The following is an 11,087-nucleotide window of genomic DNA, read 5'->3' on the forward strand; positions in this document are numbered from 1 at the left end:
CTTAGAAGCCCATACTTAAATGTTCGGCAATCGGGCCGAGCGCCAGAGTCGGCAGAAAGGTCAGGCCGCCCACCAGCAAAATGGTCACGGTCAGCAGGGTCACGAACAGCGGGCCATGAGTCGGAAAGCTGTTCTGGCCGATCGGTGCGGTTTTCTTCATCGCCAGGCTGCCGGCCAGGGCCAGAACCGGGAGGATGTAACCGAAGCGGCCGATCAACATGCCCAGGCCCAGCATCAGGTTATGGAACGGTGTGTTCGCGCTCAGACCACCGAACGCCGAGCCGTTGTTGGCGCTCGCCGAGGTGTAGGCATACAGCAACTGGCTGAAACCGTGCGGGCCGGGGTTGCTGATGGTCGCCGCAGCACTGGGAACCGCGGCGGCAATCGCACCGAGCACCAGCACGCCAACCGGCATCACCAACAGGGTCACGACCAACAATTGCACTTCCCGCGCCTGCAGTTTCTTGCCGAGGTATTCCGGGGTTCGCCCGATCATCAGACCGGCGAGGAACACCGCGATCAGCACGTTGAGCAACATGCCGTAGAGCCCGGCACCGACGCCGCCGAAGATCACTTCGCCAACCATCATGTTGACCAGCGCAACCATGCCGCTAAGCGGATTGAGGCTGTCGTGCATACCGTTGACCGAGCCGTTCGAGGCCGCCGTCGTCGTCACCGACCAGAGCACGGTCGCAGTGGTGCCGAAGCGCGCTTCTTTACCTTCCAGCGGTGCCGTCTGTTCAACGGCAGCGTTGTTCAGAGTCGGGTTCGGTTGATATTCGGCCCACAGCGAGGTCGCGCCACCGATCAGGAACAGCGCCAGCATGCAGGCGATGATCGCGCGGCTCTGACGCAGGTCCTTGACGTAGTGGCCGAAGGTGAACACCAGCGCCACCGGAATCAGAATGATCGACGCGACTTCGAACAAGTTGCTCCACGCGGTCGGGTTCTCGAACGGATGCGCCGAGTTGACGCCGAAGAAGCCACCACCGTTGGTGCCCAGTTGCTTGATCGCAATCTGACTGGCGGCCGGGCCAAGCGGGATCACTTGATCAACACCCTGCATCGTCACTGCGTTCACATACTGCGCGAAGGTTTGCGGCACGCCCTGCCAGACCAGATACAGCGCCAGCAGCAGGCACAGCGGCAACAGGCCGTAGAGGGTGGCGCGGGTCATGTCGACCCAGAAGTTGCCGAGGGTTTTCGTCGATTTGCGGCCGATGCCACGGCACAGCGCGACCAGCACGGCGAGGCCGGTGGCGGCGCTGACGAAGTTCTGCACGGTGAGGCCGACCATCTGGCTCAGATAGCTGAGCGTCGCTTCACCGCTGTAGGACTGCCAGTTGGTGTTGGTCATGAAACTGACCGCGGTGTTGAACGCCTGGGTCCATTCCTGGCCCGGCAGATTTTGCGGGTTCAGCGGCAAGTGATCCTGGAACAACAGAATCGCGAACAGCAGCAGGAAACCGGCAAGGTTGAAGGCGAGCAGTGCCAGCGTGTACTTCTGCCAGCTCTGTTCAGCCTCGGGGTCGACACCGGCGATGCGGTAGCAACCGCGCTCGACCGGGCCGAGAACCGGTGTCAGCCAGGTACGCTGACCTTCCATCACTTTGTAGTAGAAGCGCCCGAGGAACGGCGCCGGTAGCAAGACCACCGCAAAGAACGCGAGGATCAGCCAATAGTCATAACTGTGCATAGCCGCTCCTAGTTCCGATCCGCGCGCAACAGCGCAACCAACAGATAAATGAACAGCCCCACTGCCAACAGCAGTGACACCCCGTCCAGAACGCTCATGGAAGATCTCCGTGTTACGGCGTATTGCCGCGTGTGCAGGCATTGTCGGAAAGGAGGCTGTAAAGGAACGAGAGCGAGGGTGTTGGCTGTGCATAAAGAAAGCGTAAAGAGTGGGTTTATGCAGGCTTTACAGGTGGGTTTTGCGCTGTATGGGCGGGCCTCATCGCGCGCAGGCTCGCATTTTGAAATGCACTCCCCTGTGGGAGCGAGCCTGCTCGCGAAGACGGCATAACCGCCAACATCGCACCCAAGTGGCGCACAAAAAGCAGCCATCCCCCAACAAACATCCCCGATACGACAGCATTCAACTCATTACGACTTGTTTCAGCGCAATGGCACGCCCACTGCACACACCCTCCCCCGAGCTTTCCAAACCGTTCAGGGAGCAACCGCATGAACACACAACTCAAACCCACGCTGGGCACTTTGCACCTGTGGGGCATCGCCGTAGGGCTGGTGATTTCCGGGGAATACTTCGGCTGGAGTTATGGCTGGGGCGTGGCCGGAACGCTGGGTTTCCTGGTGACCTCGTTCATGGTCGCGACCATGTACACCTGCTTTATCTTCAGTTTCACCGAACTGACCACCGCGATTCCCCATGCGGGTGGGCCGTTTGCCTACAGCCGCCGCGCCTTCGGTGAAAAAGGTGGATTGATCGCAGGCCTGGCGACGCTGATCGAATTCGTCTTCGCGCCACCGGCCATTGCCCTGGCGATTGGCGCCTACCTTAATGTGCAGTTTCCGGCACTCGATCCGAAACACGCGGCGGTCGGCGCCTACATCGTGTTCATGGGCCTGAACATTCTTGGCGTGAAGCTGGCGGCCACGTTCGAGCTGATTGTTTGCGTGCTGGCCGTCGCCGAGTTGCTGGTGTTCATGGGCGTGGTTGCGCCGGCGTTCAGCTTCAGCAACTTCGCGCTCAATGGCTGGGCGGGGTCGGATGTATTTGGCGTGCCAGCGATTGCCGGGATGTTCGCGGCCATTCCGTTTGCGATCTGGTTCTTCCTCGCCATCGAAGGCGCCGCCATGGCCGCCGAAGAAGCCAAAGACCCGAAGCGCACGATTCCCAAGGCCTACATCAGCGGCATCCTGACCCTGGTGTTGCTGGCGATGGGTGTGATGTTCTTTGCCGGTGGCGTCGGCGACTGGCGCACCCTGGCCAACATCAACGACCCGTTGCCGCAGGCGATGAAAACCGTGGTCGGCGACAACTCCGGCTGGCTGCACATGCTGGTATGGATCGGCCTGTTCGGTCTGGTGGCGAGTTTCCACGGAATCATTCTTGGCTACTCGCGGCAGTTCTTCGCCCTCGCCCGCGCCGGCTATCTTCCCGCTTCGCTGGCGAAACTCTCGCGCTTCCAGACGCCGCACCGGGCAATTATTGTCGGCGGCATCATCGGCATTGCCGCGATTTACAGCGACGGCCTGTTCAACCTCGGCGGCATGACCCTTACCGCCGCGATGATCACCATGGCCGTGTTCGGCGCCATCGTGATGTACATCATGAGCATGCTCAGCCTGTTCAAACTGCGTAAATCGGAACCCAATCTCGAGCGTACTTTCCGCGCGCCGTGCTATCCGTTGATTCCGCTGATTGCCTTGGTGCTGGCGGTGGTGTGTCTGGTGGCGATGGCGTGGTTCAACGCGTTGATCGGCTTGATCTTCCTTGGCTTCATGGCGGTCGGTTTCGGCTACTTCCTGCTGACCGGACAACTGCGTGCCGACGCACCGGCCGATGCGATGTTGACAGGTAATTGAGGGATTACGGGTGTACCGGGTGTAAGCGGCCTAGAATGGAACCACTGCGAGTTCACTTCGCTCAAAAGTGGTATGCAGCGTTGCACGGCGAAATCCTCGTCCGTCGACCTGCCATTAAGGAGAGCCGTTATGCCTTGGTATGCCTGGTTGATTCTGGTCGTTGCAATCGGCTCGATCGTGGGGGGATTGATGATGTTGCGCGACACCGCCAACAAGGTCGATCTGACCGATGAAGAACGCAAGCGCGTTGCCCAACGCAATGCCGAAGCGGACGCCAAAGACGCCCAAGACCGTTGAACACAACCCCGCCTGATCGGCGGGGTTTGTGCTTTTTATAGCCATTGGACCTATCCGCACGCTTTTAAGAAGTAGAAGTACGGTCACCATCTAATTTTCCTTGGTTAAGATGGGGGCATTGTTGCGGAGAGTTCCAGATGCGTTATTCGCAGGACCATAAAGCCCAGACCCATCAGCGCATCATCAAGGAGGCTTCGGCACGCTTTCGCAAGGACGGAATCGGCGCTACCGGTCTGCAACCCCTGATGAAAGCGCTGGGTTTGACCCATGGCGGTTTCTACTCACATTTCAAGTCCAAGGACGAATTGGTCGAGAAGGCTTTGCAAGAGGCCGGCAACCAGGTCGACGGGTTATGTGCCGAGATTTTTTCACAGGATAATCCGCTCGATGTCTTCATCGAGACGTATCTGTCCGAATGGCATCAAACGTCGCCCCATGAGGGCTGCCCGCTGCTGACCATTTCTTCCGAACTGGGGCTGCGCGGGCAACCGAGTCCCACCAGTGATGTCGTACTCAAGGCACGGCTGGAGCAGATCGAAAACAGCCTCGAAGGCGAGAACAGCGCCGATCGCGCCATCTTTATCATGTCGACTCTGGTCGGCGCGCTGCTGCTGTCACGCAGTGTCGCGGATACCGAGTTTGCGCAACGCATCCTCGATGTCACCCGCGATCATCTCAAGAACCGGGATTAAGCCTGCCAGCGCTTGAACAGCACGCTGGCGTTGACCCCGCCGAAGCCGAAACCGTTGGACAGTGCATATTCGATCGACATCGGCCGCGCCTGGCCATGAACAATGTCTACACCTGCGCTCGCCGGATCGGGATTGTCGAAATTCAAAGTCGGCGGCACCACCTGATCACGAATCGCCAATAGCGTGAAAATCGCTTCAAGCCCACCGGCAGCGCCGAGCAGATGACCTGTGGCCGATTTTGTCGACGTCACCGCGATTTTATTCTCTTCGCCGAAAACACTTTTGATCGCCGCCAATTCACCCAGATCCCCGACCGGGGTCGATGTGGCATGGGCGTTGAGGTGTTGCACCTGATCAGCAGCAATACCTGCCTGCGCCAAAGCCAATGTCATTGCCCGGCGCGCGCCGCTGCCATCCTCCGGCCCGGCCGTCAGGTGATAGGCATCGGCACTGGTGCCGTAACCGACCAGTTCCACCAACGGTGTCGCGCCACGAGCCAAGGCATGCTCCAGGGATTCGATCACCAAGAGGCCCGCGCCCTCGCCCATCACGAAGCCGTCACGCCCACTGTCGAACGGCCGCGAGGCACGCTGCGGGGTGTCGTTGTAACCGCTGGACAGGGCCCGCGCTGCCGCGAATCCCGCCAGACTGACGCGGTCGATGCAGGCTTCCGCGCCGCCACACACGGCAATATCCGCTTCGCCGGCCCGGATCAGACGCGCGGCATCACCTATCGCTTGAACGCCGGCAGCACAGGCCGTCACCGGTGCACCCAGAGGCCCCTTCAGACCGTGCTGGATCGATACATGCCCGGCAGCCAGATTGACCAGGAAGGATGGAATAGTGAACGGTGACAAACGCCGCGGTCCACGGCTGTCAGTTGTGCGCACGGCGTCGGCAATCGCCCCGAAACCACCGACACCGGAACCGATGATCGTTGCGGTACGCTCTTGGCTTTTGCTATCTGAAGGGTGCCAGCCAGCCTGCTCCAGCGCCTGCCGGGCAGCTTCCATCGCGAACAGAATGAAGCGGTCCATCTTCTTCTGTTCCTTGGGTGGCGTGGCGCGATCCGGATCGAAACCTGCTTCAGCATCCTCTTCCAGCGTCGGCACTGCGCCGCCGACTCGCGTGGGCAAATCAGCAATCACTGAGTCCGGCAGATTACGCAGACCAGAGCGCCCGGCCAGCAAGCGCTGCCATACAACCTCGACATCGCTACCCAATGGAGAAACCAGGCCCATGCCCGTGACAACTATTCGACGCGAATCCATAACGTGGTGACCTCTGATCAATTCAATTGCCGGACTTGTAGCGTTGGGCCGCCGAACTGCGGGAAAGGTTCGGAGCCATCACATGGCGAGCAGCAACAAATGCCTGCCATTCGCCTGCGTCAGGCAGTGAAGGAATGGTGATCAACTCACCTTGGTCCAGACCGGCCAGCGCCGCATCGACCATCTCGCCCGCCTCCATGACCATTTCTGCCGGAATGCCACTGGCGTCAATACCGGAGCGCTCCCAGATTTCAGTGCGGGTCACACCCGGCAGCACGGCCTGGATCTGTACGCCGGTGCCTTCGAGTTCAGTGTTCAGCGACTGCGTCAGGCTCAGTACATAAGCTTTGCTGGCGCTATAAGTAGCGTTGAAGCGTTCAGGAAACAGCGCCACCACCGAGGCGATATTGATGATCGTGCCACGACCGGCCTTGGCGAAACTGGCGGCGGCCGCCGATGCCAGGCGGGTGACGGCGGTGATGTTCAACTGGATCAGTCGCTCCAACTGGTCCATATCGGCGTTGGCCAGCAAACCGTCCGCCGCTACACCGGCGTTATTGACCAGCAAGCTGATGCTGGAATCGCTGCGCAGGCGTTGTTCCAGTTTGAGCACGTCATCCTTCTGCGTGAGATCGGCCTTGAGCACTTCAACCTGAACGCCATGGGCATCACGCAACTGGCTCGCAGCACTCTCCAGACGCTCCTTGTCACGGGCAACCAGCAGCAGATCAAAACCACGCGCCGCAAGGCGCTGAGCGTAAATCGCACCGATACCCGACGATGCGCCGGTGACGAGAGCAGTACCTTTGGATTGTGCGGAATTCATGTAAGTGCTCCTGGAATGCTTGATGGGGAATCGTCATTGAGTCGCATAGGCTCAACGAACCGGCAAATTATTATAGGCATAATCCTGGCGCAATATGATAGCCGTAATTTTTAGTCGTCCGACCGACGCCTTTTTCACGTCATCACGAGCCATGCATTGCGCTAAACAAAAAGGCCGGTCAATGACCGGCCTCTTGGCTTATACACTCAGCTTAGTTGACTTCCAGCTTGTCGCGATTGCGATCAAGAATCGCCTTGCCGATACCTTTCACTTCCAGCAACTCATCCACCGATGAAAACGGCCCGTTTGTTTCTCGATATGCAACAATCGCCTTGGCCTTCGCTTCACCTACTCCGGCCAGCTCTTTTTGCAGCGTTGCCGCATCGGCATCGTTGAGATCGACTTTTGCGCTTTGTGCAGGTGCTGTTGTATCCATCACCAAAGGCGCTTTGGGTGACTCCGCTGGCGCCAAGGGTGCGGCGATCGCGGCAATCGAAGCGCTGGCAAGGAAAGCAAAAATCAGAGAACAGAAGTAACCGGTACGCATTTTTGACGCTCCATCATCGTTTGAGAAAGCAGCTTTTCCGAAGCTGCTCTCCAAACGTAGGTCATGATGGGTGTATGTCAAAAATGCGAGCGTTACAGAATGTGAAACAATCAGGGTTCGAGACGGCGTTGCTGATAGATCCAGTCGACAATTTCGCCGTCGGGGGTGTAGCCGCTGACGGTTTCGCGTAGGAGTTGGCGGACGCGGGTGTAGTCGTCTTTCTCAACAGCAATGAGCAGCTCGTTCAGCCTGACTTTCAAGACGTCCCAGGGCAGATGATCTTCATTGGCCGTCATGATCATGGGGTGTGGCGTTGCGGCAACGTTATCGCCGATCAGCAGTTCCTCGTAGAGCTTTTCACCGGGGCGCAACCCAGTGAACTCAATGGAAATATCACCCTGAGGATTGCGATCGGAACGAATGCTCAAACCGGATAGATGAATCATTTTTTCCGCGAGCTCGACAATTTTAACAGGCTCGCCCATATCCAGTACAAAGACATCGCCACCCTGCCCCATCGAGCCGGCCTGGATCACCAGTTGTGCAGCTTCGGGGATTGTCATGAAGTAACGGGTTATCTTCGGATGGGTGACCGTCAGTGGGCCACCGGATTTGATCTGACTGTGGAACAAAGGAATGACAGACCCTGAAGAGCCCAAAACATTGCCGAAACGAACCATAGTGAATCGAGTCTTGTTGACTCGGGAGACATTGGATTTGTCGCCGAACAGTACCGGCGCAATTTCCCGACTCAACGCCTGTAGCGTGAGTTCGGCAAGGCGTTTTGTACTACCCATGATATTAGTGGGGCGAACAGCTTTGTCCGTGGAGATCAACACAAAGTTCGCCACACCCGACTGCAAAGCAGCCTGAGCTGTATTGAGAGTACCAATGACGTTGTTCAACACCCCTTCGCCAATGTTGTGCTCCACCATGGGGACGTGCTTGTAAGCAGCGGCATGGTAGACCGTTTCAACACTCCAGGCTTTCATGACGTCCAGCAGCTTGTCCGGATGGCGTATGGAGCCCAGTATCGGCAATAGCCGAATCGACAAAGACTCACGAACGGCTCTTTGTTCAAGCTCCGAGAGAATGCTGTACAGATTGAACTCACTATGCTCAAACAACATCAGTGTCGTCGGTTCGAGAGAGAAAATTTGCCGACACAGTTCCGCCCCGATGGAGCCTCCCGCGCCGGTCACCATCACCGTTTTCCCCTTGATACAACGCTCCAGCAAGTCACCCTGCGGTGGAACTGAATCCCGACCAAGCAAGTCAGCGATGTCCACTTCCTGAATGTCTTCTACCTTGACCCGACCACTGGCCAGATCTGTGAAGTTCGGAACGCTGCGCACGTGAAGCGGAAAACCTTCCAGTAGATTGAGAATTTCCCGCCGTCGCGCGCGTGTGGATGACGGCAGCGCCAAAAGAATTTCCTGGGCGCCGCTGACATCGATCATCTGCTGGATGTGCTTGGGCTTGTACACCTGCAGTCCCGAAATCGAACGATCTGCGATATTCGGGTCATCGTCGATAAACGCAACGGGACGCATGACACGCCCCATGCGCAAGGCAGCAACCAGCTGATTTCCCGCTACGCCGGCACCATAAATAGCGACCTTGGTCAAACCGTCATCACGATTAGCGAACGGCACATGTTGAGCTGCTGTAAACCAGTCACCCATGAAGTACTGACGCATGCATAGTCGCAAGCCACCGATAATGACTAGGCTCAGCCACCAGTAGTTAAAAATGATGGAGCGAGGCACGACGGCTTCGTGATTGCTGTACCAGTAGACCACCACTGCCAAAATCAGAGCGGAGAGACTGACAGCCTTAATGATGGCAATTAGAGCGTCATTGCCGAAGTAGCGCATGACTGCGCGATACATTCCAAAACGGATGAACAGAGGAATCGCAACGATTGGAGCACAGCCAAAAAGCCAAAAATGAACGCGCAGCGGATTGTACATATCGTCGATGCCGAGACGAACGATAAAGGCAAGCCAAAGTGCCACCCACACCAGTACAACGTCGGTGGCGACTTGAATCAGTCGTTTTTTCCGACGTGGCAAATTCACCAGATAGTGTCTGAGCCTATCCGTAACGTCATCGAACACTATTCCCGCTCCTTTCCCGAACGTTGCCTGGCTAAACCGCTCAATTTGCCCGTTTCCCCAACCGCCAGCAAAATTAACCATTTCAAGGTAATACAATGCCCGCAGAATGCAAAAACTCATTTTGACAGCATCCTGCCACCCAGCGAGCTCTGGCTCCTTCATGCTTGCAAGGATATGAGGACCTGACCCGTTCGAGCGAGTGATCAAAATCCTCTGGAAAGCGAATCGGTGCAAAAGGATTTGATTGCCCGAGCGCCATAAAGTGCGGCTGAGACAGACATTTCGATGAATCCCTCTTAAAATAGCCGCTCGACGCCCGCTCATCTTTTAAACGAAGAATCATAAGAGGCTGAATCCATTCCTGACCATCCGGCATCAACGAGGCCCCATCCCGGTCGGACTCAAGTCTGATGCCTATGAGATTAGTACGAATGGGAAACGCTTGAGATCAAAAATGAACACGCAGCCACACCGCCTGAACTTGAGCCGCACCAGCGAAAATACTTCTGATCTCGATACGTCAAGCCAGAAAGTTGCCATTTTATTGTGCACCTACAACGGTTCGAGTTTTTTGCGAGAGCAACTGGAATCGTTTATCAACCAGACACACGAAAATTGGGTGATCTATGCCTCGGACGACGGCTCGTCTGATGACACGCTGGCAATTCTGAATCATTATCAGAGGGCTCTGGGGAGGGAGCGGCTGATCATATTGGATGGCCCCAGGAGCGGCTTTGCGAAAAACTTCCTTTCGTTGATTAAAAATCGTTCGATTATTGCTGATTACTTCGCCTTCAGTGATCAGGACGACATCTGGTTTGCAGACAAACTTGAAAGAAGTATCGCAAAAATCCCGAGCGTCTCAGATTCCCCGGCCCTTTACTGTTCTAGAACACGGCTTGTTTCCGCCGACAAACAAGAGCAGGGATTCTCTCCTTTGTTTTCATCTGCCCCTGAATTCGCCAATGCTATGGTTCAAAGCATTGCAGGTGCGAACACGATGCTCATCAATGCTCAAGCCCGCGACTTGCTGGCACAAACACCTGACGACACTATTATCGTCGCCCACGACTGGTTGACCTACCTGCTTGTCACAGGTTGTGGCGGTACGGTCTTCTACGACCGCCGCCCATCACTGGACTACCGCCAACACAGCGAAAACCTTATTGGTGCGAACAATAGTGCTCGGCAACGCCTTGTTCGTTTTGGACGTATGTGGTCGGGGCGATTCAGCGAATGGAGTACACAGAATCTACTGATCCTCCATAGCTTTCGTCAGGAACTGACACCGAAAAATCGACAAGCCATGGACCTATTCGAACAGGCGCGCAAAAGTTCCTTTTTCATGCGCCTTTTCCTGATGAGCAAATCAGGCGTCCATCGCCAAACGCTTCCAGGGAACATCAGCCTTTTCATAGCCGCGTGTCTGAACAAAATTTAATCGGTGCCCGCTGCTATCCATGAGCGCACCCGCACGTCTGCGCGCCGGGCATGGGTGTCTCTGCGGCTCACATATGGTAATGTGCCGCCCGCCACCGGCGAAGGCTCGCTGAGCGTCGTCACGCCTTAAATTCCAGGCTCCAACAGCACCAGTCAGACCCGCAACCGGCTCTCTGACATATCTCGCGACGCCATAAGCCCGACACCCGAAAACTACCGGTCGGACAGATAAAGCTTTGATTGGACTTTAGTAACAATTGCAGGGACGAAATGAAGCTAAACCGAATGACTTCCACGGCGCTTTCAGGACAATCAATTATGCGTGGAGTCGGTCACTTCAAC

Annotated in this window: 10 protein-coding genes; 4 read left to right on the forward strand and 6 right to left on the reverse strand. The window is 56.7% G+C overall.

Annotated features, from left to right (window positions below):
- Nucleotide 1 precedes the first annotated feature (1 nt).
- Both kdpA and kdpF read right to left on the reverse strand, forming a co-directional pair.
- Complete coding sequence (gene kdpA, locus CCX46_RS21535; RefSeq protein ID WP_127929263.1) at nucleotides 2-1,696, reverse strand: potassium-transporting ATPase subunit KdpA; 1,695 nt, start codon at nucleotides 1,694-1,696, stop codon at nucleotides 2-4.
- Nucleotides 1,697-1,704: 8 nt separating this feature from the next.
- On the reverse strand, nucleotides 1,705-1,794 hold the full coding sequence (gene kdpF, locus CCX46_RS21540; protein ID WP_007899818.1) for a K(+)-transporting ATPase subunit F: 90 nt from the start codon (nucleotides 1,792-1,794) through the stop codon (nucleotides 1,705-1,707).
- A 393-nt stretch (nucleotides 1,795-2,187) separates the two neighbouring features.
- Between kdpF and eat the strand changes: the two genes are divergently transcribed.
- The 3 genes from eat to CCX46_RS21555 all read left to right on the forward strand — a co-directional run bounded on the left by eat (nucleotide 2,188) and on the right by CCX46_RS21555 (nucleotide 4,541).
- Nucleotides 2,188-3,552, forward strand: a complete 1,365-nt coding sequence (gene eat, locus CCX46_RS21545; protein ID WP_127929264.1) for an ethanolamine permease — start codon at nucleotides 2,188-2,190, stop codon at nucleotides 3,550-3,552.
- A gap of 129 nt (nucleotides 3,553-3,681) precedes the next feature.
- Nucleotides 3,682-3,849, forward strand: coding sequence for a DUF2897 family protein (locus CCX46_RS21550; RefSeq protein ID WP_095120497.1), 168 nt, complete (start codon nucleotides 3,682-3,684; stop codon nucleotides 3,847-3,849).
- 137 nt (nucleotides 3,850-3,986) lie between these two features.
- Nucleotides 3,987-4,541: a TetR/AcrR family transcriptional regulator gene (locus CCX46_RS21555; RefSeq protein WP_127929265.1), complete on the forward strand. Its 555-nt coding sequence runs from the start codon at nucleotides 3,987-3,989 to the stop codon at nucleotides 4,539-4,541.
- Here the strand turns inward: CCX46_RS21555 and fabF are convergent.
- The 4 genes from fabF to CCX46_RS21575 form a co-directional block, all read right to left on the reverse strand.
- Nucleotides 4,538-5,812, reverse strand: a complete 1,275-nt coding sequence (gene fabF, locus CCX46_RS21560; RefSeq protein ID WP_127929266.1) for a beta-ketoacyl-ACP synthase II — start codon at nucleotides 5,810-5,812, stop codon at nucleotides 4,538-4,540. The two genes, CCX46_RS21555 and fabF, sit on opposite strands and share 4 nt — an antisense overlap.
- A 22-nt stretch (nucleotides 5,813-5,834) precedes the next feature.
- Nucleotides 5,835-6,638, reverse strand: a complete 804-nt coding sequence (locus CCX46_RS21565) for an SDR family NAD(P)-dependent oxidoreductase (RefSeq protein WP_127929267.1) — start codon at nucleotides 6,636-6,638, stop codon at nucleotides 5,835-5,837.
- 211 nt (nucleotides 6,639-6,849) lie between these two features.
- Nucleotides 6,850-7,185 (reverse strand): ComEA family DNA-binding protein, encoded by a 336-nt coding sequence (locus CCX46_RS21570; RefSeq protein ID WP_127929268.1) that lies wholly within the window; start codon nucleotides 7,183-7,185, stop codon nucleotides 6,850-6,852.
- A gap of 110 nt (nucleotides 7,186-7,295) precedes the next feature.
- Nucleotides 7,296-9,425 carry a polysaccharide biosynthesis protein gene (locus CCX46_RS21575; RefSeq protein ID WP_446730730.1) on the reverse strand — a complete coding sequence of 710 codons (2,130 nt, stop codon included), beginning with the start codon at nucleotides 9,423-9,425 and terminating at the stop codon, nucleotides 7,296-7,298.
- 334 nt (nucleotides 9,426-9,759) lie between these two features.
- On the opposite strand from CCX46_RS21575, the gene CCX46_RS21580 reads away from it, so the two are divergent.
- Nucleotides 9,760-10,746 (forward strand): glycosyltransferase family 2 protein, encoded by a 987-nt coding sequence (locus CCX46_RS21580; protein ID WP_127929269.1) that lies wholly within the window; start codon nucleotides 9,760-9,762, stop codon nucleotides 10,744-10,746.
- Nucleotides 10,747-11,087: the final 341 nt, after the last annotated feature.

Source organism: Pseudomonas sp. RU47, from assembly GCF_004011755.1.
Lineage (GTDB): Bacteria > Pseudomonadota > Gammaproteobacteria > Pseudomonadales > Pseudomonadaceae > Aquipseudomonas.

Bases quoted from the DNA above. Each gene is read 5' to 3' on its own strand.
- kdpA (WP_127929263.1), bottom strand. From the start codon at position 1,696: ATGCACAGTTATGACTATTGGCTGATCCTCGCGTTCTTTGCGGTGGTC.
- kdpF (WP_007899818.1), bottom strand. From the start codon at position 1,794: ATGAGCGTTCTGGACGGGGTGTCACTGCTGTTGGCAGTGGGGCTGTTC.
- eat (WP_127929264.1), top strand. From the start codon at position 2,188: ATGAACACACAACTCAAACCCACGCTGGGCACTTTGCACCTGTGGGGC.
- CCX46_RS21550 (WP_095120497.1), top strand. From the start codon at position 3,682: ATGCCTTGGTATGCCTGGTTGATTCTGGTCGTTGCAATCGGCTCGATC.
- CCX46_RS21555 (WP_127929265.1), top strand. From the start codon at position 3,987: ATGCGTTATTCGCAGGACCATAAAGCCCAGACCCATCAGCGCATCATC.
- fabF (WP_127929266.1), bottom strand. From the start codon at position 5,812: ATGGATTCGCGTCGAATAGTTGTCACGGGCATGGGCCTGGTTTCTCCA.
- CCX46_RS21565 (WP_127929267.1), bottom strand. From the start codon at position 6,638: ATGAATTCCGCACAATCCAAAGGTACTGCTCTCGTCACCGGCGCATCG.
- CCX46_RS21570 (WP_127929268.1), bottom strand. From the start codon at position 7,185: ATGCGTACCGGTTACTTCTGTTCTCTGATTTTTGCTTTCCTTGCCAGC.
- CCX46_RS21575 (WP_446730730.1), bottom strand. From the start codon at position 9,425: ATGAGTTTTTGCATTCTGCGGGCATTGTATTACCTTGAAATGGTTAAT.
- CCX46_RS21580 (WP_127929269.1), top strand. From the start codon at position 9,760: ATGAACACGCAGCCACACCGCCTGAACTTGAGCCGCACCAGCGAAAAT.